Source organism: Gordonia sp. KTR9, assembly GCF_000143885.2.
GTDB lineage: Bacteria > Actinomycetota > Actinomycetes > Mycobacteriales > Mycobacteriaceae > Gordonia.
On the sequence record NC_018581.1, the window covers coordinates 3,012,050 to 3,038,123 of the forward strand.

At 68.5% G+C, this 26,074-nt stretch carries 21 protein-coding genes and 1 riboswitch; of the genes, 12 read left to right on the plus strand and 9 right to left on the minus strand.

The genetic code is table 11. The annotated features are described in order from the left end of the window. Positions 1-133 precede the first annotated feature (133 nt). The 9 genes from KTR9_RS14425 to KTR9_RS14465 all read left to right on the plus strand — a co-directional run bounded on the left by KTR9_RS14425 (position 134) and on the right by KTR9_RS14465 (position 11,603). Positions 134-532 (plus strand): BlaI/MecI/CopY family transcriptional regulator, encoded by a 399-nt coding sequence (locus KTR9_RS14425; RefSeq protein ID WP_010843819.1) that lies wholly within the window; start codon positions 134-136, stop codon positions 530-532. Between the two features lie 44 nt (positions 533-576). Then, positions 577-1,530: a M56 family metallopeptidase gene (locus KTR9_RS14430; protein ID WP_014926978.1), complete on the plus strand. Its 954-nt coding sequence runs from the start codon at positions 577-579 to the stop codon at positions 1,528-1,530. 100 nt (positions 1,531-1,630) lie between these two features. Continuing rightward, positions 1,631-3,088, plus strand: a complete 1,458-nt coding sequence (gene gndA, locus KTR9_RS14435; protein WP_010843817.1) for an NADP-dependent phosphogluconate dehydrogenase — start codon at positions 1,631-1,633, stop codon at positions 3,086-3,088. A gap of 15 nt (positions 3,089-3,103) precedes the next feature. Then, the gene (locus KTR9_RS14440; protein WP_014926979.1) at positions 3,104-4,537 is read left to right on the plus strand and encodes a GuaB1 family IMP dehydrogenase-related protein; all 1,434 of its coding nucleotides are present in this window, start codon (positions 3,104-3,106) and stop codon (positions 4,535-4,537) included. A gap of 1 nt (position 4,538) precedes the next feature. After that, positions 4,539-5,987 (plus strand): hemolysin family protein, encoded by a 1,449-nt coding sequence (locus tag KTR9_RS14445; RefSeq protein ID WP_014926980.1) that lies wholly within the window; start codon positions 4,539-4,541, stop codon positions 5,985-5,987. Then, positions 5,980-7,053 carry a hemolysin family protein gene (locus KTR9_RS14450; RefSeq protein WP_010843814.1) on the plus strand — a complete coding sequence of 358 codons (1,074 nt, stop codon included), beginning with the start codon at positions 5,980-5,982 and terminating at the stop codon, positions 7,051-7,053. Before KTR9_RS14445 ends, KTR9_RS14450 begins: the two co-directional genes overlap by 8 nt. Positions 7,054-7,058: 5 nt before the next feature. Further along, positions 7,059-7,961 (plus strand): hypothetical protein, encoded by a 903-nt coding sequence (locus KTR9_RS14455; RefSeq protein WP_044507957.1) that lies wholly within the window; start codon positions 7,059-7,061, stop codon positions 7,959-7,961. Between the two features lie 73 nt (positions 7,962-8,034). After that, positions 8,035-10,227, plus strand: a complete 2,193-nt coding sequence (locus tag KTR9_RS14460) for a malate synthase G (protein ID WP_014926982.1) — start codon at positions 8,035-8,037, stop codon at positions 10,225-10,227. 140 nt (positions 10,228-10,367) lie between these two features. Further along, positions 10,368-11,603: a substrate-binding domain-containing protein gene (locus KTR9_RS14465; RefSeq protein WP_014926983.1), complete on the plus strand. Its 1,236-nt coding sequence runs from the start codon at positions 10,368-10,370 to the stop codon at positions 11,601-11,603. A 94-nt stretch (positions 11,604-11,697) separates the two neighbouring features. Here the strand turns inward: KTR9_RS14465 and gcvP are convergent, their stop codons facing one another. From gcvP to secA2, 8 genes are all read right to left on the minus strand, one after another. Beyond that, complete coding sequence (gcvP, locus tag KTR9_RS14470) at positions 11,698-14,607, minus strand: aminomethyl-transferring glycine dehydrogenase (protein WP_014926984.1); 2,910 nt, start codon at positions 14,605-14,607, stop codon at positions 11,698-11,700. Positions 14,608-14,780: 173 nt separating this feature from the next. After that, positions 14,781-14,882, minus strand: a riboswitch (glycine riboswitch). A 29-nt stretch (positions 14,883-14,911) separates the two neighbouring features. Next, on the minus strand, positions 14,912-15,556 hold the full coding sequence (locus KTR9_RS14475) for a MerR family transcriptional regulator (RefSeq protein WP_014926985.1): 645 nt from the start codon (positions 15,554-15,556) through the stop codon (positions 14,912-14,914). Positions 15,557-15,854: 298 nt separating this feature from the next. After that, positions 15,855-16,367: a bifunctional nuclease family protein gene (locus KTR9_RS14480; protein WP_010843808.1), complete on the minus strand. Its 513-nt coding sequence runs from the start codon at positions 16,365-16,367 to the stop codon at positions 15,855-15,857. A gap of 161 nt (positions 16,368-16,528) precedes the next feature. Then, complete coding sequence (ftsR, locus tag KTR9_RS14485) at positions 16,529-17,251, minus strand: transcriptional regulator FtsR (protein WP_010843807.1); 723 nt, start codon at positions 17,249-17,251, stop codon at positions 16,529-16,531. Between the two features lie 5 nt (positions 17,252-17,256). Then, the gene (gene garA, locus KTR9_RS14490; RefSeq protein WP_010843806.1) at positions 17,257-17,754 is read right to left on the minus strand and encodes a glycogen accumulation regulator GarA; all 498 of its coding nucleotides are present in this window, start codon (positions 17,752-17,754) and stop codon (positions 17,257-17,259) included. Between the two features lie 273 nt (positions 17,755-18,027). Further along, the gene (gcvH, locus tag KTR9_RS14495) at positions 18,028-18,432 is read right to left on the minus strand and encodes a glycine cleavage system protein GcvH (RefSeq protein ID WP_010843805.1); all 405 of its coding nucleotides are present in this window, start codon (positions 18,430-18,432) and stop codon (positions 18,028-18,030) included. Between the two features lie 21 nt (positions 18,433-18,453). Beyond that, entirely contained in the window at positions 18,454-19,083 is a 630-nt protein-coding gene (locus tag KTR9_RS14500; protein WP_010843804.1) for a CDP-alcohol phosphatidyltransferase family protein, read from the minus strand. Next, positions 19,080-21,551, minus strand: a complete 2,472-nt coding sequence (secA2, locus tag KTR9_RS14505) for an accessory Sec system translocase SecA2 (RefSeq protein WP_014926987.1) — start codon at positions 21,549-21,551, stop codon at positions 19,080-19,082. The genes KTR9_RS14500 and secA2 overlap by 4 nt, the downstream gene beginning before the upstream one ends. Positions 21,552-21,704: 153 nt before the next feature. Here secA2 and KTR9_RS14510 point away from each other — a divergent pair, with 153 nt between their 5' ends. Continuing rightward, positions 21,705-23,252 carry a hypothetical protein gene (locus KTR9_RS14510; RefSeq protein WP_014926988.1) on the plus strand — a complete coding sequence of 516 codons (1,548 nt, stop codon included), beginning with the start codon at positions 21,705-21,707 and terminating at the stop codon, positions 23,250-23,252. A 39-nt stretch (positions 23,253-23,291) separates the two neighbouring features. Here KTR9_RS14510 and KTR9_RS14515 read toward each other — a convergent pair whose 3' ends face one another. Further along, positions 23,292-24,509: a hypothetical protein gene (locus tag KTR9_RS14515; protein WP_014926989.1), complete on the minus strand. Its 1,218-nt coding sequence runs from the start codon at positions 24,507-24,509 to the stop codon at positions 23,292-23,294. A gap of 164 nt (positions 24,510-24,673) precedes the next feature. Here KTR9_RS14515 and KTR9_RS14520 point away from each other — a divergent pair, with 164 nt between their 5' ends. Together KTR9_RS14520 and KTR9_RS14525 are read left to right on the plus strand one after the other, a co-directional pair. Further along, complete coding sequence (locus KTR9_RS14520; protein ID WP_044506767.1) at positions 24,674-25,090, plus strand: META domain-containing protein; 417 nt, start codon at positions 24,674-24,676, stop codon at positions 25,088-25,090. Between the two features lie 8 nt (positions 25,091-25,098). Beyond that, positions 25,099-26,070 carry a malate dehydrogenase gene (locus KTR9_RS14525; protein WP_193363278.1) on the plus strand — a complete coding sequence of 324 codons (972 nt, stop codon included), beginning with the start codon at positions 25,099-25,101 and terminating at the stop codon, positions 26,068-26,070. Positions 26,071-26,074: the final 4 nt, after the last annotated feature.

Below are 26,074 nucleotides of genomic sequence, written 5' to 3' on the forward strand. Positions count from 1 at the left end.
GCCTTACCAACGTGTCAAGCGCCGGGGAAATGGCCACGTCAACGGCGTGCCGCTCCGCAAGGGCGTCGCTCGGCACACCGGCACGCAACAACTGGGTATCCAGCGGACCCACAAACGGAGGCACAGCAGTAAAATGCGAAAGATGAATGGCCTGGGCGACCTCGAGCGCGCTGTGATGGACACGTTGTGGGAGAGTTCGACCCCGCAGACCGTGCGGCAGGTTCATGCCGCGCTGTCGCGGGACCGCTCCCTCGCCTACACGACCGTCATGACGGTCCTGCAGCGACTGGCGAAGAAGAATCTGGTGACCCAGATCCGGGACGACCGGGCACACAAGTACGTCCCCACCCATCCGCGGGAGGACCTGGTCGCCAGCCTGATGGTCGACGCCCTCAGCGAGGCCGACGCCCCTGGCTCCCGACACGCGGCACTGGTGTCGTTCGTCGGACGCGTCGGCGCCGACGAGGCGGCTGCCCTCCGTTCCGCACTCGATGAGCTCGAAGCCGCACGAGGAACAAGCGACACCGGTTAGATTCGCGGCACCACCACTCGCAGCCCACATTTAGGAATCACCAGATGACCGCCTTGCTCTTCGGCATCGTCAGCCTGGTGCTCGCCGGACCCGTCCCCGAGGCACTGTCCCGGGCACGCTGGCCGATCCGAGCCCCACGCGCGGCGATGACGCTGTGGCAGGCCATTGCCCTCGCCGCCGTGCTGTCGGCGTTCAGCTGTGGCCTGGCGATCGCGGCGAACATCCTCGTGATCGGACCGGATGGCACCCCGACCACTCACCCGGTCCGCGAGATCGAACGGCTCGGCCTGCCGCTGTGGCTCCTCTGCGTCGGCGTATTCGTCCTGACCCTCCTCGTCGGCGCGCGCCTGTTCTACACGGTGATCCGCGTCGGTGTACGCACCCGCGCCCGCCGGAAGGCGCACCGCCAGCTCATCGACATCCTCGACCGCTGCGACCGGATCGACGACGCCGACGACCCCCTCTATGCCCGCGACGTCCGGATGATCGACGTGGAGCAACCACTCGCCTACTGCCTGCCCGGACTCCGACAGCGCGTCGTGGTCAGCGAGGGCGTGGTGCACCGCCTCACCCGTGACGAACTGGTCGCGGTCATCGCCCACGAGCGCGCCCACCTGCGCGCTCGGCACGACCTCGTGCTCGAGGCCTTCATCGCCTTGCACGAGGCGTTCCCCCGATTCGTGCGGAGCAGTTCCGCGCTCGGCGCGGCCGAGTTGCTCGTCGAGGCACTGGCCGACGACCAGGCCGTTCGGGCGACCGCCCCGACCACGCTGGGTCGTGCCCTGGTCGCCTGTGCCGACGCGGTGGCGCCGCGCGGTGCGATGGCGGTCGGCGGGCCGACCACCCTGACACGTGTCCATCGCCTCCGCGATGACCGTCCCGCCCGGGCCGTCGCCGCCGGCGCCTATGTCGCGGCGGCCGCGATCCTGGTCCTCCCGACCCTTGCGGTCGCGATCCCGTGGCTGACCGAGCTCAACCGCCTCATGTCGGCATTCTGACGACCCGACTCCCCGACAGCCGACTCCCGACAGAAATCGGACCGCGGTCACACGTGGAGGCAGATCGCCGGTTCGGACACCGAGGCAATAGGCTGTCGGCATGAACAACGTCGACTCATCGTCTCCCTCCGCGAAGGCCCAGATCGGTGTCACCGGCCTGGCCGTCATGGGTTCGAACATCGCACGCAACTTCGCCCGGCACGGGTACACCGTCGCGCTGCACAACCGCAGCATCGCCAAGACCGACGCGCTGCTCGAGAACCACGGCGGTGACGGTGATTTCATCCGCACCGAGACAGTCGCCGAGTTCGTGGCCGCCCTCGAGCGTCCGCGCCGGGTGCTGATCATGGTGAAGGCGGGCGACGCCACCGACGCGGTGATCGAAGAGCTCGCCGACGCGATGGAGCCCGGCGACATCATCATCGACGGCGGCAACGCCCTCTACACCGACACCATCCGGCGCGAGGCCGCGATGTCCGCCCGCGGACTCAACTTCGTCGGCGCCGGGATCTCCGGTGGCGAAGAGGGGGCGCTCAACGGCCCGTCGATCATGCCGGGCGGTCCCGTCGAGTCCTACGAGTCCCTCGGACCGCTCCTCGAGTCGATCGCCGCCCAGGTCGACGGCGAGCCGTGCTGTACCCACATCGGCCCCGACGGCAGCGGCCACTTCGTCAAGATGGTGCACAACGGCATCGAGTACGCCGACATGCAGCTGATCGGCGAGGCCTACGACCTCATGCGCAAAGCCCTGGACATGCCTGTCTCGGAGATCGCCGACGTATTCCGCGACTGGAACACCACCGAACTCGAGAGCTACCTGATCGAGATCACCGCGGAGGTCCTCAGCCAGGTCGACGACGAGACCGGCAAGCCGCTCGTGGATGTCATCGTCGACGCCGCGGGCCAGAAGGGCACCGGCCGCTGGACCGTGAAGTCCGCGCTCGATCTGGGCATCCCGACGACCGGCATCGCCGAGGCCGTGTTCGCCCGCGCCCTGTCGAGCGCCACCGACCAGCGCGTCGCCGCTCGCGGTCTGTCGGCGGGGAATCTCGGCTCGGCCCCCGCCGACCGCGAGACCTTCGTCAACGACATCAAGACCGCCCTGTACGCCTCGAAGGTCGTCGCCTACGCCCAGGGCTTCGATCAGATCGCCGCCGGCAGCGCCGAATACGGCTGGGACGTCGACCGCGGGGCACTGGCCACCATCTGGCGCGGCGGCTGCATCATCCGGGCGCAGTTCCTCAACCGCATCCGCGAGGCCTACCACGACGATCCGGCACTCCCGAGCCTGCTGCTCGCGCCGTACTTCCGCGAGGCCGTCGAGGTCGGCATCGACAGCTGGCGCCGGGTGGTTTCGACCGCGACCCTGCTCGGTATCCCGGTGCCGGCCTTCGCGTCGTCGCTGTCGTACTACGACGGTCTGCGCGCCGAACGCCTGCCCGCCGCACTGACCCAGGGCCTGCGCGACTACTTCGGCGCGCACACCTACCAGCGCATCGACAAAGAAGGCACGTTCCACACACTGTGGAGCGGGGACCGCTCGGAAGTGACCGAATAGGAGCCTGCGAACTCAGTGCGATTCATCGAAGGCCACCGGCCGACACACGATCTGACGTACGACGATCTGTTCATCGTCCCGGGCAGGTCGGACGTCAGTTCGCGCTTCGACGTCGACTTGTCGACCTCGGACGGCAGCGGGACCACGATTCCGCTGGTCGTGGCGAACATGACGGCGGTCGCGGGCAAGCGGATGGCCGAGACGGTGGCCCGCCGCGGTGGGCTCGTGGTGCTCCCCCAGGACCTGCCCATCGAGGCGGTGTCCGCGTCCATCCAGTACGTGAAGTCGCGGCATCTGGTCGCCGACACCCCGGTCATCCTCGACCCGGGGGCGTCGGTGACCGACGCGGTCGCGTTGATCCCGAAGCGTGCGCACGGGGTGGCCGTCGTGGTCGAGGACGGCCGACCGGTGGGTGTCGTCACCGAGAAGCGCTGCCGCGATGTCGACCGGTTCGCACGGGTGCGCGAGGTCGCCGACCCCGACATCGTGACGCTGCCCGTCGAGACCCCGCCCCGCGAGGTCTTCGACGCACTCGGTGATCTGCACCTCGGCCTGGCCGTGCTCGTCGAACCCGACGGCCGGCTCGCCGGGGTCCTCAACCGCGTGGGGGCCCTGCGGCACGCGATCTACTCGCCGAACGTCGACTCCGCCGGCTCACTGCGCATCGCAGCGGCCGTCGGCATCAACGGCGATGTCGTGGGCAAGGCTCGCGCGCTGGTCGCGGCGGGTGCCGACCTGCTGGTCATCGACACCGCGCACGGTCACCAGGAGAAGATGCTCACCGCGCTCTCCGCGGTCGCCGACGCCGACCTCGGCGTCCCGATCGCCGCCGGAAACGTCGTGTCCGCCGAGGGCACCCTCGATCTCATCAGCGCGGGGGCATCGATCATCAAGGTCGGAGTCGGCCCCGGGGCGATGTGCACGACGCGGATGATGACCGGCGTCGGGCGCCCGCAGTTCTCGGCCGTCGCCGAATGCGCCTCGGTCGCCGCGGGGCACGGTGCGGCCGTATGGGCCGACGGCGGCGTTCGACACCCGCGCGATGTGGCCCTGGCCTTGGCGGCCGGCGCGTCGAACGTCATGGTCGGCTCCTGGTTCGCCGGTACGCACGAGTCACCGGGTGACCTTCTCGAGGACGCGCACGGCCCCTACAAGGTCAGCTTCGGGATGGCCTCGAAGCGGGCCGTCGCCGCGCGGTCCAGCGGCGACAGCACCTACGACCGCGCACGCAAGAGCCTGTTCGAGGAAGGCATCTCGACTTCGCGGATCCGCCTCGACCCGGAGCGTCCCGGAGTCGAGGACCTCATCGATCACATCTGCGCCGGTGTGCGCAGCACGGCGACCTACACGGGCGCCCGAAATCTGAGCGAGCTGCACGACAAGGTGGTGCTGGGGATCCAGTCGCCCGCCGGTTTCGCCGAAGGACGGCCCCTGCCGGGCGGGTGGTGACGTGGAGATCCTGCTCCTGATCGCGAGTCTCGTCGGGTTCATCGCGCTGACCCTGGGAACCGCCCTGTTCGTGGCGGCCGAGTTCTCGCTGACCGCGCTGGAGCGCTCGACCATCACCGCCGACGTCACCGATCGCGGGGACCGGCGTGCGCGGATGGTGCAGCGCGCGCACTCCACCCTCTCGTTCCAGCTCTCCGGCGCCCAGCTCGGTATCACCATCACGACGCTGATCACCGGTTATATCGCCGAACCGGTCCTCGCCCGGATCCTCCGGCCGCCGCTGAACGCACTGGGGGTCGGCGAGGCGGTCGCCTCGGCGACGTCGCTGATCCTCGCGCTGGTCATCGCGACGTCACTGTCGATGGTGCTCGGCGAGCTGATCCCGAAGAACCTGGCGATCTCGAAGCCGCTGGCGGTGGCACGAGCAACCGCGGGCCCGATGACGGTGTTCTCCGCGGTGTTCCGCTGGGCGATCGACGGACTCAACGGCGCGGCGAACTGGATCGTGCGCCGGCTGGGCATCGAACCGACCGACGAGCTGGCCTCGGCGCGGTCGCCTCAAGAACTCGTGTCGCTCGTGCGGAACTCGGCACGTCGCGGCGCACTCGACCAGCAGACCGCAACCCTCGTCGACCGGTCACTGCGCTTCGGCGAGCTCACCGCGGAAGACCTGATGACCCCCCGCGTCACGATCGACTGTCTCGACCGCGCCGACACCGTCCGCGACCTGGTCATGGCATCGTCGCGGACCGGTCACTCGCGTTTCCCCGTCGTGATCGACGGCGACCTCGACGACCTCGTCGGGGTCGTGCACATCAAGCAGGCGTTCACCGTCCCGCCGGAACGGCAGGCCACCACGTCGGTCACCTCGATCGCCCGGCCGGTCCCACGCGTGCCGGCAAGCCTGGACGGCGACGCGCTGATGGAGCGGATCCGCGCCGACGGCATGGAACTGTGCGTGGTGATCGACGAATACGGGGGCACCGCCGGGATCGTCACCACCGAGGACCTCATCGAGGAGATCCTCGGCGATGTCACCGACGAGCACGACGACGAACGCGCCGACGTGGCCGTCGACGGCAACGGTTTCCTGTGCGCCGGGCTGTTGCGGATCGACGAGCTCTACGACGCCACCGGCTACCATGCGCCCGATGGTCCGTACGACACGCTGGGCGGGCTCGTCATGTACTGCCTGGGTCGCATTCCCGCCGTCGACGACGTGGTGGACCTGCCGCGCCGCTCACCCGGCGGCGAGACCGACGACGACACCACCCAGTCCCCCGATCGCGGCCCGGACGTCGCCTGGCGTGCGACCGTGACACAGATGGACGGGCGCCGGGTCGATGTCGTCGCGATCCGGCCCGCGCCCGCGGAGCAGGACGACGTACAAGGGGCCGCCGGCCAGGACATCCACACGCCGACAACTCAGGAGGAGGACCCACATGGGTGATCTGTGGGCGGTCGGACTGACCGTCGTCCTCCTCGCCGGCAACGCGTTCTTCGTGGGTGCCGAGTTCTCCCTGATCTCGGCACGACGCGACCGCCTCGAAGCACTCGCCGAGAGCGGTAAGACCCGTGCGCGCACCGTGATCTACGCCGGCCAGCGGCTGTCGCTCATGTTGGCGGGTGCACAACTCGGCATCACGATCTGCTCCATCCTGCTCGGCCGCGTCGGCGAGCCCGCGGTCGCGCATCTCATCGAGGCGCCGCTGCATCTCGCGCACGTTCCCGACGCCCTGCTGCACCCCATCTCGTTCGCCATCGCGCTGTCGCTCGTCGTGGTGTTGCACATCCTGCTGGGTGAGATGGTGCCGAAGAACATCGCGCTCGCCGGCCCGGAGACGTCGGCGATGCTGCTCGTACCGGCGCACCTGCTGTTCATCCGCCTGGTCCGGCCGCTGATCGCCTTCTACAACTGGACGGCGAACATCTCGCTGCGACTGCTCCGCGTGGAGCCGAAGGACGAACTGGAGTCGACGGTGTCGCTGGGCGAGCTGGCCGAGATGGTCGGCGAGTCCAAGCAGGAGGGCCTCCTCGATGCCGAGGAGCACGAACGCCTCACCCGCGCCCTGCAATCCGTCGGCCGCACGGTATCCGAGGTGATGATCCCGCTGGAACAGATGCGCAGTGTCGGCGTACAGGTGTCCGGCACCGGCGGCATCGGGCCCACACTGGGCGCCGTCGAGAAGGCGGTCACCGAGACCGGATTCTCCCGGTTCCCCGTCCGCGGACCCGACGGCACCTTCACCGGTTACCTGCACCTCAAGGACGTGCTCGACGAGATCCTGGACGAGCACATCGGACCGGACACCATCATCGGCGTCGACAAGATCCGGCCGCTGCCGGTGATCGACTCGACCACGCCACTCGACGAGGCCACCGGCGTGCTGCGTCGTTCCAGTTCGCACCTGGGCGCCGTGGTCGACGACAGCGGCCGCACCATCGGCATCGTTCCCCTCGCCGATCTGGTGGAGGAATTCGTCGGCAACGTCCGCGACGAGACCCATCGGGTGTGAGTGCGATGGCGAGCACGCGACTGCCCTCCCCGGGCCCGGTTCGCGACGCCACCCTCCTCACCGGCGGGGCCTGGCGATCCCGGCGCGACGCGCATCGTCGGGCGGTCGACGACCTGATCGGCCCCTACCTCGACGCTCGGCGGCGCGGTGCGCGGCATCCGGTGATCGACTTCTTGTTCACCTACTACTCGTCACGCCCCGCACACGTACTGCGCTGGCATCCCGGCTTCGGCGTGACTCTAGAGGAAGGTGAGGAGTTCCTCGGTCTGCGCGGTTACGAGCAGACCGAGGCCGGCGTGCACGTCGGCGAGTTCTACCTCCGGAGCCGGGCCGACGCACTCGCGGCGGCCGTCGACATGCTCGGCGCCACCGCCCGGCGGCCCGCCCGGCTGGGGTGTTTCGGGCTGCACGAGTGGGCGATGGTCTATCGCACCGACCACACCCGGCACGACATGCCGTTGCGTCTGGGACCGGCCGGGACGGACGCGGTCGTCGAGTCCATGCCGTTGCGGTGCACGCATTTCGACGCCTTCCGGTTCTTCACCGATCCGGCGCTGCCGCACAACGACACCATGCTGACCCGGGCGTCACAGATCGAGCACGAGCAACCGGGGTGCCTGCACGCGACCATGGACCTCTACCGGTACTGCTTCACTCTCGCGCCGCTCGTGCCGTCGGACCTGACGCTCGACTGCTTCGCGCTCGCCCTCCGGGCACGTGACCTCGACATGCGCGCGAGTCCCTACGATCTCAGCGATCTCGGGTATTCACCGGTCCGAATCGAGACACCCGCGGGCCGCGCCGAGTACGTCCGCGAGCAATCGGCGATCGCCGAACGCGGAGCGACCCTGCGGTCTCGGCTGTTCGACCTGTGTACGGAGCTCGCGGAGCGCGCACACCACTCGTGACGGGAGGCGCCTGCCGAGCGCCGTTACCGACGAGTAGCATGTATGCGTCGTCATTCGCTCGAGAAAGGCTGCCATGTCTGACCGGATCACCGTCAACGGGTTGCAGGTCGCCACCGTCCTGCACGACTTCATCAACAACGAGGCGTTGCCCGGTTCCGGTGTAGATGCGGATGCCTTCTGGGCCGGCGCGGCATCGGTGATCGCCGATCTCGCCCCGCGCAACCGCGAGCTGCTCGCCGTCCGCGACGAACTGCAGACCAAGCTCGACGCCTGGCACCGTGACCACAAAGACGCCGATCTCACCCCCGGCACCGCCGACTTCGACGAGTACACCTCGTACCTCACCGAAATCGGTTACCTCGCCGAGGTCCCGGCCGACTTCCAGATCACCACGTCGAACGTCGACCGCGAGATCGCCGACACCGCAGGTCCGCAGCTCGTGGTCCCGATCCTCAACGCGCGCTTCGCGCTCAACGCCTCGAACGCACGGTGGGGCTCGCTCTACGACGCGCTCTACGGCACCGACGCGATCCCCGAGTCCGACGGAGCCGAGAAGGGTTCGTCCTACAACAAGGTCCGCGGCGACAAGGTCATCGCCTACGCCAAGGACTTCCTCGACAAAGCCGTGCCGCTCGAACAGTGCAGCTACACCGACGTACGTGCGTTCGCGGTCGTCGACGGCGCACTGCAGGTGACGCTCGACGGCGACAAGACCTCGACCCTCGCCGATCCGACCGCGTTCGTCGGATACCGGGGCGATGCCGGCTCGCCGACCTCGATCCTGCTGCGCAACAACGGACTACACCTCGACATCGAGATCGATCCGTCCTCGCCCATCGGCTCCACCGACCCGGCCGGCATCAAGGATGTCGTCGTCGAGTCCGCCATCACCACGATCATGGACTTCGAGGACTCGGTCGCCGCGGTCGACGCCGAGGACAAGGTGATCGGTTACCGCAACTGGCTGGGCCTCAACAAGGGCGATCTCGCCGAAGAGGTCTCCAAGGGCGGCAAGACCTTCACCCGTGTGCTCAACGGCGACCGCGAGTACACCGCCCCGGACGGCACCACGTTCGATCTGCACGGTCGGTCGCTGCTCTTCGTCCGCAACGTCGGACATCTGATGACCAACGACGCCATCCTCGACGCCGACGGCAACGAGGTCCCCGAAGGCATCCTCGACGGCCTGATCACCTCGCTGATCGGCATCCACGGAATGAGCGACCAGGGACTGCAGAACTCGCGGAGCGGTTCGGTCTACATCGTGAAGCCGAAGATGCACGGTCCCGACGAGGTCGCCTTCACCGTCGAGCTGTTCGGCCGCGTGGAGAAGGTCCTCGGCCTGCCGGAGAACACACTCAAGGTCGGCATCATGGACGAGGAGCGCCGCACGACCGTGAACCTCAAGGCGTGCATCAAGGCCGCCCAGGAGCGCGTCGTGTTCATCAACACCGGCTTCCTCGACCGCACCGGCGACGAGATCCACACCTCCATGGAGGCCGGGCCGATGGTCCGCAAGGCCGAGATGAAGCAGCAGACCTGGATCGGTGCGTACGAGAACTTCAACGTCGACACGGGCCTGCACGCCGGCCTGCAGCACAAGGCACAGATCGGCAAGGGCATGTGGGCCATGCCCGACCTGATGGCCGACATGCTCGAGCAGAAGATCGGGCATCCGAAGGCCGGCGCCACCACCGCGTGGGTGCCGTCGCCGACGGCCGCGACGCTGCATGCGCTGCACTACCACCTCGTCGACGTCTTCGAGCGCCAGGACGAGATCGCCAAGCGCGATCCCGCCCGGGTCGAGGACGTCCTCACCATCCCGCTCGCGCCGAAGACCGACTGGTCCGACGAGGAGAAGCAGCAGGAACTCGACAACAACTGCCAGTCCATCCTCGGCTACGTGGTGCGCTGGATCGACCAGGGTGTCGGCTGTTCCAAGGTGCCCGACATCCACGACGTCGCGCTCATGGAAGACCGTGCGACCCTGCGGATCTCGAGCCAGCTGCTGGCGAACTGGCTGCGTCACGGCATCGTCGGCGAGTCCGACATCGTGGCCTCGCTCGAGCGGATGGCCCCCGTGGTCGACCGTCAGAACGCCGGCGACCCGACCTACCGTCCGCTGGCGCCGGACTTCGACTCCAACATCGCCTTCCAGGCGGCCAAGGAACTGATCCTCGAGGGCACGACGCAGCCGAGCGGCTACACCGAGCCGATCCTGCACCGACGGCGCCGCGAGTACAAGGCGGCCAACCCGGCGGGCTGAGCGACCGCGTTCCGACATAGGCGATACGACCGTGCCGATCCACCGAGGATCGGCACGGCGTATCGTCGTACCCTGCACTGCGCACCGGGTCGCCACGGCCGACCGGGCGAGGGTCGCACCGAGCAGGGAGGGCATCGGCGTTGGCACATCACCGGAGTAGCGGCGGGGAGAGCATCCGCAGCCGCGGCGTGAGCCGAGGTGTCGTCGCCACCCTCTTGTCGGTCCTGCTCGTCGCGGCCGTTGTCGTCACGTGGCAGGACCTCGGTGATCAGATCGATCGTCAGGCCGACGAAGCCGCCGCCCAATGTGTCGAGGGTCGCGAGTCGGTCCCGATCATCGCCGATCCCGACATCGCGCCGGGGCTGGCCGCGGTCGCCCGCAACTTCGGGGAGACCAATCCGGTCGTGCGCGACAAGTGCGTCACCGTCGACGTCCGTCCGGGCGACGCGAAGATCACGCTCGACGGCTTGTCGGGGTCATGGGACACCGAGTCGATGGGCGCCTATCCCGCCGCCTGGGTGCCGCAGTCGTCGGTGTGGTCGGCAGATCTGGCGGCGGCGAAGCCGGATGCGATCGAGGGCAACACCCGCTCCCTGGTCTCGACACCGGTCGTGCTGGCCGTGTCTCCCGAACTCAACGGCGCCCTGGCCGGGCGACTCGACTGGTCTCAGATCCCCACCCTGCAGCGGCGGGACAACTCGCTCACCGACTTCGGCCTCCAGGGCTGGGGGTCGCTGCGGATGGCGATGCCGATCGGGGCGCAGTCCGACGCCAGCGCGCTGGCCGCCCAGGCGGTCGCGACGCGTGTCACCCGGACCACCGGGCCGCTGACCACCGCCGACGCCCAGTCGCCGCGGGTGAGTTCCAGCGTGCGCGCCATGCTCGAGGGCGCCCCCCTCTCTCCGGACGGGACGCCACAGGGCGCGGCGACGGTCATCGCCGACGCGCCGGACGCGGCGCGGGCCCGCATCCACGTCGTTCCCATCACCGAACAGCGCCTGTTCCAGATGACCCGCGGCGACGACCGCGCGCGGCTGGCGGAACTGATCCCGTCCGGTCCAACGCCGATCGCCGACTACCCGGTGGTCCGGCTGTCCGGTCCCGCGGTGACCGACTCGGCAACCGATGCCGTTGCCGAGTTCATCGAGTTCGCCTCGGAGCCGGAGCAACTCCGGTTGCTCACCGAGCTCGGTTTCCGCGGCGACGCCCCGATGCCCGCGCCGACCTCGACCGTGACGTTCCCGCGGACACCGGATCCGATGCCCACGCCCGAGAACGGTGCGATCGTCGCCATCAACCGGCTGGTCTACGGACCGGCCAGCGTCCCGGCGAGCTCGACCGCGTCGACGGTGCCGTCGGGAACCGCGGGCGGCTAGCGCACCGGCCCCGGTCGCTTCGACACGGCTCGTCGCTGCGCTCCTCACCTGCTCAACGAGCAGTAGGGAACGTTCGTCGCTGCAAGCGACCAGGTCAGTTGCTGTAGGCCTCGATGGGCGGGCAGCTGCACACCAGGTTGCGGTCGCCGTAGACCCCGTCGATCCGCCGGACGGCCGGCCACACCTTCGCCCGGCCACCCGCGGACGGGAGGCCTTGCGGGTAGACGGCGAGTTCCCGGGAGTACGGATGATCCCACTCGCCTACCAGCGACTCCGCCGTGTGCGGCGCACCGCGGAGCGGGTTGTCGTCGACGGGCCACTCCCCTCGTCCGACGAGTTCGATCTCGCCCCGGATCGCGATCATCGCGTCGCAGAACGCGTCGATCTCGTCGAGGTTCTCGCTCTCCGTGGGCTCGACCATCAGGGTGCCCGCCACCGGGAAGCTCATGGTCGGAGCGTGGAAACCGTAGTCGGCGAGCCGTTTTGCCACGTCGTCGACAGTGACTCCGGTGGCCTTCGTGATGGCCCGGAGGTCGAGGATGCACTCGTGGGCGACGAAGCCGTCCTCGCCGGTGTACAGCACCGGGTAGTGCTCACCGAGCCGCTTGGCGACGTAGTTGGCGGCGGTGATCGCCGTCAGCGTCGCACGCCGCAGGCCGTCCGCACCCATCATCGCGATGTAGGCGTAGGTGATCGGCAGGATCGCCGCCGATCCGTACGGGGCGGCGGCGATGGTCGCCGAGCCGGGCAATTCGTCGGCGAGCGGGTGCCCGGGGAGGAAGGGCGCGAGATGCTCCCGGACCGCGACCGGCCCGACGCCCGGTCCGCCGCCGCCGTGCGGGATGCAGAAGGTCTTGTGCAGGTTCAGGTGACTGACGTCGCCTCCGAAGTGGCCCGGTCGAGCGACGCCGACCAGCGCGTTGAGGTTGGCGCCGTCGACGTAGACCTGTCCGCCCGCGTCGTGAACGGCACCGCAGACCTCGCGGACGTCGTGTTCGAAGACCCCGTGCGTCGACGGGTAGGTGATCATGATCGCCGCGACCCGACCGTCGTTGGCGTCGATCTTCGCGCGCAGATCGTCGAGGTCGACGTCGCCGTTGTCGCGGCACCCGACGACCACGACCCGCATGCCCGCCATGACCGCCGACGCGGCATTGGTGCCGTGGGCACTCGACGGGATCAGGCACACATCCCGGTCGACGTCACCGCGGCTGAGGTGATACCCGCGGATCGCCAGCAGGCCCGCGAACTCGCCCTGCGACCCCGCGTTGGGTTGCAGACTGACACGGTCGTATCCGGTGACCGCCACGAGCCAGCCCTCGAGCGTCGTGATGAGCTCACGGATTCCCTCGGTGTCGTCGGCCGGCGCGAACGGGTGCAGTTGTGCGAAGCCGGGCCAGGTGATGGGTTCCATCTCCGTGGTGGCATTGAGCTTCATGGTGCAGGACCCGAGTGGGATCATGCTGCGATCGAGGGCGATGTCCTTGTCCGACAGGGCGCGCAGGTACCGCAGCATCGCGGTTTCGGTGCGATACCGGTTGAACGCCGGGTGGGTGAGGAACTCGCTGGTGCGATTCTCGATCGGCTGCGCGAACGCCCGCGGCGTGACGCCGGCGACCTCGAAGGCCCGCAGCACCGCATCCACGTCCGCATCGGTCGTCGTCTCGTCGCAGGCGATGCCGATGGTGTCGGAATCGACCCGGCGCAGGTTGATGCCTTCCTGGCGGGCCCGGGCCACGATGGCATCGGCCTGCCCGGGTGCGCGCACCTCGATGGTGTCGAAGAAGTTCGCGTGCGCCACCGCGAATCCGCCGGCCGCCACCGAGTCGGCGAGCCGGGCAGCGGTCGCGTGGGTGCGTCGCGCGATGGCGCGCAAGCCGTCGGCGCCGTGGTAGGAGGCGTACATGGCGGCCATCACGGCCAGGAGCACCTGCGCGGTGCAGATGTTGCTCGTGGCCTTCTCACGACGGATGTGCTGTTCCCGGGTCTGCAAGGCGAGCCGGTAGGCCAGATTGTCATCGGCGTCCTTGGAGATACCGACCAGACGACCGGGAAGCTGCCGGGCATGCTTCGATCCGACCGCGAGGTACCCGGCATGCGGCCCGCCGAAGCCCATGGGCACCCCGAAGCGTTGCGTCGTGCCGAAGCAGACGTCGGCTCCCTGCTCGCCGGGCGGCGTGCGGAGGGTCATCGCCAGCAGATCGGCACCGGCGGCGACGAGCGCTCCGCGGTCGTGCGCCGCGTCGATGATCGCGGTGGCGTCGAGGACGCGACCCGATGCGCCCGGCACCTGGAGGATCACCCCGAAGAACTCCCCGTCGGGCAGTCCGTACCCGGGCAGCTCGGGATGCAGCGACGCCTCGACGACCTCGATGCCCAGCGGCTCGGCGCGAGTGTCGATCACCGCACGTGTCTGCGGGAACAGGTCGGTGTCGACGACCACGCGCGGCGATTTCGACTTACCCGCACGGCGCATGAGCGTCATCGCTTCGGCGGCCGCGGTGGCCTCGTCGAGCATCGAGGCGTTGGCCACCTCCATCCCGGTGAGGTCGGCCACCATGGTCTGGAAGTTGAGCAGCGCCTCGAGACGCCCCTGGCTGATCTCCGGCTGATAGGGCGTGTATGCGGTGTACCAGGCCGGGTTCTCCAGCACGTTGCGCAGGATGACGCCGGGCGTGTGGGTTCCGTAGTAGCCGAGCCCGATCATCGAGCGGGCAACGGTGTTTCGTGCGGCGAGGTCGCCGAGTTGGGCGAGGACCGCACTCTCGCTGAGCGGCTCGGGCAGGGCGCCGAGCACGTCGGAGTCGAGTTCGTCGGCGATGACCGCGGGGATGACCCGGTGGGCCAGCTCGTCGAGGGAGGCCGCGCCGATCGCCTCGAGCATGCGCCGGGTCTCGTCGGCATCCGGACCGACATGGCGATCGACGAAGGCGGCCGACACCTGGGCGGCGGCAGCTGTGGCGGGGTCCGGGGCGTCGGACGGGGTCGCATCGGTGATGGACACGGTGGAGGGCACCTCTCGCAGGCGCCGGTGCGAGCACCGGCTTGCTGACCCTCCCCCTCTGTCATGTCGTCGGCCGCAGCCGATGTGACGCCTGAGAGATTCGGTGCCCCGCAGCGTTGCGCGACGACCTTTCACCGTGGGCGGACGACGGATCGTCACTTTCCAGAGACGTCGTCACCACCGCGGTCCTGGGTGCCTGAGAGTTTGACGGGGAGGTGTTGCTCCTTCGGCGGCCGCCGGCATCTCTGCCTTCGGCGCTCTCCCGCAGCGTAGCGACGCGGACCCAGTCTACGCGGGACGCGGACTAACCGGTGCGACGGGCGCGGTTCTTGCGGCGCGCGGCGAGTTCGTCCTCGGGCGCGGTCTCGCTGACACCACCGTCGGCCCGCTCTCCGGGGAAATCGGCGATGGTGCCGGTCAGCTCACGCATCGCGCCGCTGACCGCGATACCGAACACTCCCTGCCCGCCTTGCAGCAGGTCGACGACCTCTTCGGCCGACGTGCACTCGTACACAGTCGTGCCATCGGAGAACAGCGTGATCCTCGCAAGGTCCTCGACACCGCGCTGGCGCAGGTGGTCAACGGCGACGCGGATGTTCTGCAGGGAGATGCCGGTGTCGAGCAGCCGCTTGACGATCTTGAGGACGAGGATGTCCTTGAACGAGTACAGGCGCTGGCTCCCGGAGCCCGCTGCTCCACGGATCGACGGGACGACCAGCGAGGTGCGGGCCCAGTAGTCGAGCTGGCGATAGGTGATACCGGCGATCTGGCACGCGCTCGGTACGCGGTAGCCGACGAGTTCGTCGGGCACCGTGTCGTCCGGGAACAGGCCCGGGGCGATGTCGCCGAGACTGCCCTGGGTCGGGACGGTGTCGACACGCTCGGTCACCGGACGATCGGGTGACTGGTCGCTCGACGTCGTTTCGCTGTCGACCGGACGATCGCCCACTTCTGACTCCCTCGCAAAGCTCGGATCGGACGCCGCACCACAGTGCCTGACGTCCACGTCCACACTACGCGGTCCAGGCTGTTTCCGGTCGGCCGATTCATCTTCATCGGCCCGTGTCCGGTGCTCGATGTCGCTGATGACGCTATGCGGCGGATGACGGAGGATCAACGCGACTCGCCAGCACGCTCAACCTCAACTTGAGATCGAGACAAATGGTGACCGGGCGGTGTCCGTTCCGTGATCTGGCCCCCCGGCGTCGGAAACGAGCGCGGTCCGTCGCACGGGATGCGCCGACCGGTCAGGCGCCACTCGCCTTGAAGTCGTCCGGGGACACGTTGTCGAGGAACTCCTTGAACTTCTCGACCTCGTCCTCTTTGACCTCGTCGGCCTGAGCCTCGGGGGCCTCGTCGGACTCCTCGTCCGGGATCAGCAGACCCGCCTCGGCGAGCACCTCTTCGTCGGCGATGATCGGGACCTCGGCCCGCATCGCGACCGCGATCGAATCCGACGGCCGCGCCGACACGCGCAGGTCGCCGGTGAAGATCATCTCGGCGTAGAAGGTGCCCTCTTGCATGTCGACGATCCGAACCTCGAGCAGGGTCTGCCCGAACTCCTTGATCAGATTGACGATCAAGTCATGCGTCAAGGGGCGAGGAGGCTCGATCCCTTTCTGCCGCAGGGCGATCGAAGCCGCTTCACTCTGCCCGATCCAGATCGGCAGATAGCGCTCGCCCTCCACCTCGCGCAGCAACAACACCGGCTGGCTCTGCGGGGGTTCGACCCTGATGCCCACCACACGCATCTCGCTCATCTCGCACCTCCCAGACGCCTTGTACGGCGCTCGTTTCAGTGATCTCGACGCTACACCGACTGAGTGGACAGCGGCGGCCGACTCGCGGCGGTTTGGGACGATCGTGGCTGTTCAGTCCGGTGCGGCCGACCGCGCCGGACACCGACCCGCGCGCCCGGAGATCAGTCCAGCGCGCTCTTGACGGCAGCCTTGACCAACTGCGTGTGCAGGGTCACCGACAACGCGGCGATCTCACGCACGAGTTCTTCGGCACGGTCCCGCGCACCCGTGCCCTTGCCCTTGGCGATCGGGTTGGCGATCTGGGCGACCAGGCCCGCCTCGCGGTCCGCGGACACCTTGAACGCCCGCAGATGACGGGTTTCCAGGCCGTAACTGGCCAGGGCGGCCGCCGCCTCGACGAGCCGTACCGCGTCCTCGTCGAAGAACCCGGCCGGCCCGGCGATCAGCAGCCCGTTGCGCTGGAGTTCGGTCACGAAAGCCGAATCGACTCCGGTCCGTTCGATCAGCGACTCACGGGAGACGCGCCCGGCCCGGGCGCCGAAGTCGGTGGCCGGGGCCACGGTCCCGCGGGCCGCGGACAGCACCCGCGTCCCGCCCGGACCGAAGCCGCCGTTCCCGTTGTCGATCGCGTCCAGCTGCTCTTTGATCACCTTGAGCGGGAGGTACCGATCCCGCTGGGCGGTCAGCACGAATCGCAGCCGATCGCAGTCGGCTTGGCTGAACCGCCGATATCCCGACGGTGCCCGTTCCGGGGTCACCAGACCCTCCGACTCCAAGAATCGGATCTTCGAGATCGTGATGTCGGGAAAGTCATCACGCAATTGGGCGAGGACCGTGCCGATCGACATCGATCCTTCGCCGCGGGGGGCCGTGGACGCCGTCACGGGTGTCAGGCGTCTGCTTCGTCGCGGGGACCGCTGAGGAAGACCAGGCGGAACTTGCCGATCTGGACCTCGTCGCCGTTGCTCAGCGACGCGGTGTCGACCGGTTCCCGGTTCACGTAGGTGCCGTTCAGGCTGCCCACATCGACCACCTGAAACTCGTTGTCGCCGAGGCGGAACTCGGCGTGACGGCGGCTGACGGTCACGTCGTCGAGGAAGATGTCGCTGTCGGGGTGCCGGCCGGCCGAGGTCGTCGGCTGGTCGAGGAGGAACCGCGACCCGGCGTTGGGTCCTCGCTTCACGACAAGCAGCGCGGTCCCGGGAGCGAGTCGCTCGACCCCCGTGTCGGCCGGCTCACTCGAGGTGCTGGTCCCGGCATCGAGTTCGTTGATGAACTCCTCCCGGAACACCGATGTGGTCTCCACCGGCGCCTCGAAGTCCCTGTCGTTTTCGCTCACCGCTTCTCCTTCGTCATCGTCAGTGCCAACCGCATAGTCGTCAACCATGTCCTCGGAACAGTCGGAACCGTCCGGGAAGATGCCCGTCGGCTCTCGCCGCGATGGCCGGTCGAATCTACATGACTTGTGCGGCCGGGTAGTTCTGGGCGCGAGATCGTGAGGATCGGTGTCACGTCGCGCCCCTCGTTCCCACTGCCGTAACCGTACCGGTCATGCCGATCGCACCGGCGAGCGAGTCGACTCCGGCATCGTCGATCATATCGCTCCGGGAGCCATCAGCCGGGTCGATCGGGGCACCGGCCGCTCACGGCCACCGGGTACTCAGCCCTCGATGACGGCGCGGTAGCCCGCGGCGTCGAGGATCTCGCCCAGATGTTCGTCGAGGATCGCCTCGTCGGCCGCTTCGATCTCGACCAGCCAACCCTCGCCGTACGGGTCGGAGTTGACCAGTTCCGGCGACGCGTCGAGGGCGTCGTTGACCGCCGACACCGTCCCCGCGAGCGGACCGAAGATGTCGGACACGCTCTTGGTCGACTCCACCTCGGCGAACGACTCCCCGACCGTCACCTCCGCACCGCTCTCGGGCAACTGGACGAAGACCACATCGCCCAGGGCGTCCTGTGCGTAATCGGTGATCCCGACGCGCACCGTGGTCGGTCCGAGTCGCTCGATCCACTCGTGCTCCGCGGTGTAACGCAAGGTCTCTGGCACTTTGCTGTCGGTCACGCGAACCCCTTTCGTTCTCGGTCAGACCCTACTGTCTGCCGAGGCGCCTGCCCGGTGACGCGGCGGCATGTGCCGCACCACCAGGATCGTCTGATACCAGTACAGGACGAAGGACCACACATACAGTCCGACACCCCAGATCATGAAGGCCCAACCGATCGGGTATGCGATGGTCCCCACGATCGAATCGAGTTGTCCGGCAAGGAGCCACGGGAAAGCACTCATGAGCGCGAACGTCCCGGCCTTGCCGATGTAGAGCACCGGGAGCGCCAGCACACCGCGCGACCGCAGCAGCGGCGCCGAGGCGAACAGGAGGACGTCCCGCGCGATGATCACACCGATCAGCCACCACGGCAAGAAGTCCCGGATGCCGAACGCGATCGGGATGATCACGATGTAGAGCCGGTCGGCGGCCGGATCGAGCAGCGCACCGATCCGCGACGACTGATCGAGCAGCCGCGCGATCTTCCCGTCGGCCCAGTCGGAGAACCCGGAGAACATGAGGACCGCGAAGGCCCACCCGTCCGCCTCCTCGACGAGGAGCAGCCACACGAACACCGGGATGAGAGCGAGCCGTAGCACGCTCAGCGCGTTCGGGACCGTGACGATCCGGTCCGGAGCCGGCGTGGTCGCCGCCTCCGGCTCGGTCACCGGAAGATCCCGATGATGCCCTGCAGTGTTTTCGCCCCGCCTGAGGAGAACAGATTGTCGTGCACCATGTAGGTCCACGTGGTCGTCGAGCGGTGCAGATCCGCGGATCCCAGGTCGACACCCTCGGGCGTGATGTCGGCCTCGCGGAAGGTCTCACGCGCCTTCGTGAGAGCCGTACCTGGCAGGTCGGCGAACTCGGCGAGGATCAACCGGTGGAACTCGTCGAGCGGACTCTCCTTGCCCAGCGACCGCAGGTGGATGCTCGCGCGCACGTCGGAGACGAACGCGAGATGGTCGGCCCACGCGCGGTCCAGGTGGTACAGCACGATCTCGCGCGCGGCCTGCGACAGCACTTCTCGGGGTACCGGCGACACCGCCGGGGCCTCGTCGGCGCCGGCATCGGTCGCCGTCGCGTCCGTTCCGGCCACATCCGACACACTCGCCTCGGTCTTGTCGGTCCCGGGCTTGTCGGTCTCTGGCTTGTCGGTCTCTGGCTTGTCGGTCTCTGGCTTGTCCGTCTGGGACTCGGCAGGCGTCTTCTCGCCGGTCAGCTGGGCGTAGCGTTCCGGTTCCAGGTCCGCCAGCTCGTCGAGCGCGGTGTCCGTGGTGAGGATCTGCATCCGTCGCTCCACGATGATGTCGCGCTGCTGGTTCACCAGCTTGTTGTAGCGCCAGGTGTTCGCGTGGAGTTCGAGCATCACGCCCTCGGCGATCCGCTGGGCCTGCTCGATGAGGTCGATGCCCTTGCTGCCCATCGAGCCGTCCTCATTGGGCGACACCGGATCTCGTTTGAACGCGAGGTTCTTGGTGACGACCGGGTCCTCGAGACTCGAGAAGAACACCGACGTTCCCGGATCGCCCTGGCGGCCCGCGCGACCGCGCAGCTGGCTGTCGAGACGTTCGGTGTCGTGCCGGCCCGTTCCGACGACGCACAGCCCGCCGAGTTCGATGACCTCGTCGTGGGCGTCCGCGTCGTCCTTGGAACCGCCGAGGCGGATGTCGGTGCCCCGTCCGGCCATCTGGGTCGACACGGTCACGGCACCCCGTGCGCCGGCCTCGGCGATGATCTTCGCCTCCTCGGCGTCGTTCTTCGCGTTGAGCACCACCGACGGCACCCCGGCCTTGTCCAGGAAGTACGCGAGCTCCTCGGACTCGGCGACGTCGTGGGTGCCGATGAGGACGGGCTGCCCGGTCTCGTGGATCTCCTTGACATAGGCCACGATCGCCTCGACCTTGTTGGCCTTGGTGTCGTAGACGCGGTCGGGCAGATCGGTCCGGACGTTGGGCGTGTTCGGCGGGATCTGAGAGACGCGCAGCTCGTAGAACTGGCGGAACTGTTCACCGGCGGCGAGCGCGGTACCGGTCATGCCGCACACCTTCGGGTAGCGGCCGATGAGCGCCTGCACGGTGATGGTGTCGATGACCTCGCCCGAATCGGTCTGGGCGAGACCTTCCTTGAGCTCGACGGCGGCCTGCACACCGTCGGGCCAGCGCTGCAGCTGCGCCACCCGGCCACGCGAGGCGTTGATGAGGTGCACGCCACCGTCGCGCACGATGTAGTGGATGTCGCGTTCCAGGAGATAGTGCGCGTGCATCGCGATGCTGACGTGCACGAGGGTCGACCCGACGTGTTCCTCGCTGTAGAGGTTGATCCCGCCGAGCTCTTCCTCCACGAACGCCGCACCCTCGTCGGTGAGGGTGACGTTGCGTCCCTCGGCATCGACCTCGTAGTGCTTGTTCTTCATCCGCGACACGACGTCGTGGATCGCCGCGTCGGGCACCTCGGTCTCGGTCGACCCGGCGAGGACCAGCGGTACGAGCGCCTCGTCGACGAGGACCGAGTCCGCCTCGTCGATGATCGCGACGTCGGGTTTGGGTGACACGAGGTCCGATTCGGACAGCGCGAGCTGGTCGCGCAGGACGTCGAAGCCGATCTCGTTGACCGACCCGTAGGTGACGTCCGCGGCGTATGCGCGTCGGCGTTCCTCGCGGTCGGAGTTCTCCGAAACCGCGTGCACGGTGATGCCGAAGACGTCGAAGAGCGGTTTCATCCACTCGGCGTCGCGAGTCGCCAGGTAGTCGTTGACCGAGATCACATGGACCTGGTGCCCTTGCAGCACATGCCCGATCGCGGCGATCGCCCCGGCGAGTGTCTTGCCCTCACCGGTGGCCATCTCGACGATGTCGCCCTCCAGGAGGCGGAGGGCACCCTGCAGCTGAACGTCGAAGGGCCGAAGGTCGATGGCACGGTCGGCGGCCTCACGGACCAGGGCGAGGAACTTCGCGCGGTCGGCGGGCTTCTCCGTGATGTCGAGTTTCTCGGCCTCGGCGCTGAACGCGTCGTCGGCGAGTTCGGCGGCCCAGTCGGTGTGGGCTTCGGCGTCCTTGATCACTCCCAACGACTTCGACTGGTTGCGAGTCGATTGGGCGCCCAGAAGTCGCCACATGCTGTTGCTCAGCTTTCCCACCGAAACATTTCTCCTGATCGTTCCCGGTTTCCGTCGCGACCCGCCCCCTCCCGGCGGCCAGGTCAGCAACAACGGTACGCGGCCGCTGGTCGACCGAGGACGCCGACATTATGATCAGTCCACCCGATTCGGCTCGAGGACTAAGGACGGCCCATGACCAGGACTCGCCGGAACAGGGTTCGTCTCCGCCTCGTGCGGGCGGTGATCGCCGGATCGCTGATCGCGGTGGGCGTGGGTCTCGGTGCGTTCAACGACTGGTGGGTGGCGCTGTTCTTCGGGATCCCGCTGGTGTTCGTCGGGATAGCGATCAGTCCGCGCGCGTCCCGGGTGTCCGAACTGCCGGAGTTCCGGCGCGCGACGTCGCCCGACGCGCCGCAGGTGGAGGTCGAGGCACTCACGCGCAGCAGCCTCACCGCCGACGACCTACAACCGACCATGGTCACCGCGACCATCAACCCACCGAACGACACCGCCTACCGGGCCCGCTGGATCACCTCGATGACCAAGGGCAACTTCCAGTCCCTGACCGAAAGCCCGTTCACCACCCTGCCGCCGGACTCACTCCCGCCGCGCGATCAGACCGACACCCCCGAATTCGACGACCAGCCCGGGCGCTGGGCTCTCGCCTACCCGGTGGTGACCCTGCTCGTGGCCGGCGCACTGCTGTTCGGCGTCGCGGGCGGGTGGCACGTGGAGGGACCCTCGCTGTCGGGTTTCGACTCCGCCCTCGATTCCGACGACGATCCGTCCGCCGAAGAGGAAGCGTCGAGCCTCGCCGACCGGCACCGTCGGATGCTGGAGGCGATCGTCGAATACGAAGGGCCGGAGGCGACGCGCAACGTGCTGGCGCTGAGGTATCAGCTCGACTCCTCGTCGGATCAGGCGATCGTCCTCGACCCGGCAACCGGACGCGCGACGAGCGTCCTCGTCGGGGACGGGTACTCGAATTCCTCGGCGGTGCCGAACACCGACCGGGCGAACAAGACCTTCGACGCCACGGCAATCGACCCGAACGTGCTCGGCTCGGTCGCCGAACCGATGGTTGCGGCCGTCCGTCCGTACTCCACCGAACCCGAACTCGAACGTATCGCGATCGAGCGCGCCGCACCGGACGCGCCGGTGCTCATCACCGGGACGATCGAACCCGGCGAGGGCGTCTTCGAGGACTACACCGTCCAGGCGACACCCGACGGCACCGTCGCCGAGTTCTTCGACCCTGCTGACTTCCAGAAGTCATTCGAACTGGCGCGGCGTGAACTGGCCGCGGCACGCGTCCCGCTGAACGCGCCCGTCATCGAGGAGTTCATCATCCAGGGCATCGCCGACGGCGTTTCTCCGGTGACAGCGGGGCCCATCCAGAACTCGGGCGGCGTCCTGGTCCGCTACCGGATCGCCGACCGCGGCGGCGAACTTGCCGTCGCCCCCGGCTATTTCCCTTCATCGAGCATCTCGGCGGGCCGGTATCGAGCCGACGGCTTCCGATTCGACAGCATCTCCGCGGAGGTCTTCGATCGGGTGCGTGCCGACCTGATGACACGCGCGTCAGTCCCCGAGTACGACCGCGACGCAGTGGGCGCGGAGGTCGAACTCGACCGCATCAGCGACACTCAGGAGTTCGTGATCCGGATGGAGATCGCCAATACCGACGGCGCCGAGGGTTTGTACACCCTGGACGGACGTTTCATCAAGGAAGGCCGGTAACCGGACGGCTCCCCTGGCCAGGGCCTTCATCGCCTCACCTCACGCCTTCGGCGTACCCGCCTCGAGCGCTCTCCGGGTGACGGCCTGCAGTTCGGCCACCGCCGCCTCGGGCGGGTGGAGCACACCGCGGTCGGTCATGGTGCTGACGATGTCGCGGACCCGGCCGTAGTAGGTGGCCTGCTCGGCGGGCGTGGTGCTGGCCGCGGCGTGGTTGTAGAGCTTGAGCGCGGTGTCGAGGTCGTCCTGATCGCCCTGCTCCAGATAGGACGCCCCCACCCGTCGGCCGTTCTTCTCACAGGCGATCCAGGCCCGCCGCAGTCGGGCGACCGACTGCTGGTAGGCGTCGGCGCGCGAGCGGTTCCCCGGATAGTCGTCGGTCCGCAGGGCCATCGCCTCGTCGAGCGCGAGATGGAAGGTCTGCGTCTGGTCGACGGTCACGTCGGTCACGGCCGGGTACCGGAGCAGCATGGCGGGATCGAGTTCGTAACTGCCGTAGGCGCCGAGAACTTCGTCGTGGCGACGCGCTGCCTCCTCCCACAGTCGTTGCGCCGCTTCGTCGGAACCCGCGTCGACGATCCGCGGTCCGCTCGTCGGGGGCCGGGTCAGATCGACGGGCTCGTCCGGCGGAGCACTCGCCGCGGCGGCCCGCGGCTGCTGCCCGGCCGACGTCGCGGTCTTCTTCCTGGTGGCGATGCGTTCGGGCGCGTGCCGCCGGAGACGGGCCAGGACCTCCGCCACCGCCGGGTCCCCCTCCACGACGGCGACCCGCCAGAAGTGCGTCTCCGGCGCGGTGTCGGGGTCGTCGTCGCGGTCACGCGGGGTCCGGTCGGCGGGGACCGGCTTTCCGTCCCGGGTCGCGAAGGTCAGTTTGAGGTACTTCTGCCCGATCACCGTGAGATGTCGAACACGCTCGCCGGTCATGTCCGAGGTGGCGTCCGCCGGCCCGCCCACCGCGACCGTGACCAGTGAGGAGAGCGGGTAGCTGACCAGTGTGCGGTCCTCGTTCCCGAAGTAGACCGTGTCCTCGTCGACGGTCAGCAGGACAGCGCCTCGTTCGCCGAGCCGCCCGAATGCCGCCCCGAGCAGGGAGGCCACGATCGCCGCGCCGACCACCGCCGAGGTGACCAGACCGTCGACCCCGGCGACGTTGAGGGCCACGAGGGCGACCATCCCGGCGACCATGAGGACCCAGGCGGCCGTGGCCGAACGATGATGGCGACCGGTCAGGTACTCGGTCCGACACGTCACCGGGACCATGGAGCGCCCACATTCGTCATATCCATACCCCTGTCCGGTCGGCTACCGTTGTGCACGTGAGCTCCGGCGAACGCCGTCATCCGGCGCAGAGACGTCAACCCGTACCGGGACGTCGATCCGCGCACGACCGTCACCCAGCCCGCGAACACCGCATCAGCTTACGCATGGCCCTGCTGCTCAGCGCGGTGATCATCGCGCTCGGTACGACGATCGTCGGAGCCGGTTCCGCGTCCGCGGCTCCCCCGGCCCCCGACTTTGTCGGCAAGACCTACACCTCGACCGCGGTGACCGGAGAGCAGATCCCCGGCGGCGGACCGCTGGAGGTCAGTTTTCCCGCCGCCAACCGGATCGCCCTGTCGGCCGGATGCAACCGACACATCGGCGACCTCCGCGTCGACAACTCACTGCTGCGCCTGGGCTCCCTCGCCTCGACGATGATGGCCTGTCCCGGGCCGCGCGCCGGCGCCGACACCTGGGTCACCGAGTTCACGAAGGAACCGCTGACCTGGTACTCCGTCGGCCACGCCCTGGTCCTCGTCGGACCGGCCGCGCAGGTCCTGCTCACGGAGAAGGCGTCGTGAACCGTCGGATGCCCGTGACCGTGACCGTGACCGGAGCAGCTGGCAGCATCGGGTACGCCAGCGTGTTCCGCATCGCCGCCGGCGCTATGCTCGGTCACGACCAGCCCGTCGCCCTGCGGCTTCTCGAGCTGCCGCAGGCGATCTCCGGCGCGGTCGGCACCGCCATGGAACTCGACGACGGCGCTTTTCCGCTCCTGACGTCGGTGGACGTCCTCGACGATCCGCGCAAGGCGTTCGACGGGGCGAGTTTCGGTCTGCTCATCGGGGCCCGGCCGCGGACCAAGGGCATGGAGCGGGCCGACCTGCTCGCGGCCAACTCCGACATCTTCGCGGCCCAGGGTTCGGTGATCAACGATGTTGCCGCGGACGATATCCGGGTGATCGTCGTCGGCAACCCCGCCAACACGAACGCCGCGGTGGCCGCCGCGCATGCGCCCGAGGTGCCGGCCGAACGGTTCACGGCGCTGACCCGTCTGGACCACAACCGCGCGATCGCGCAGCTCGCCCGGCGCACCGGCGCGAGTGTCGACGAGATCAGCCGGGTCACCGTGTGGGGCAATCACTCCGCGACACAGTATCCCGACATCTTCCATGCGCGGGTCGGCCGCCGGAGCGGCGCGGACATCGCCGCGGACCGCGACTGGCTCGTCGACGACTTCATCCCGACCGTCGCCCGGCGCGGCACCGCGATCATCGAAGCCCGCGGATCGTCGTCGGCCGCGTCGGCGGCCAACGCCACGATCGACCACGTCCACGACTGGGTTCTCGGCACACGACCGGACGACTGGACGTCGGTGGCGTTGCCGTCTCCGGGTGTGTACGGCGTCCCCGACGGACTCGTCTGCTCGTTCCCGGTGCGCTCGGTCGACGGGCGGTGGCAGATCGTGGAGGGTCTCGACATCAACGAGTTCTCCCGGGCGCGCATCGACGCGTCGGTCGCCGAACTGCAATCCGAGCGCGAGGCCGTCCGCACCCCGTAGTCTT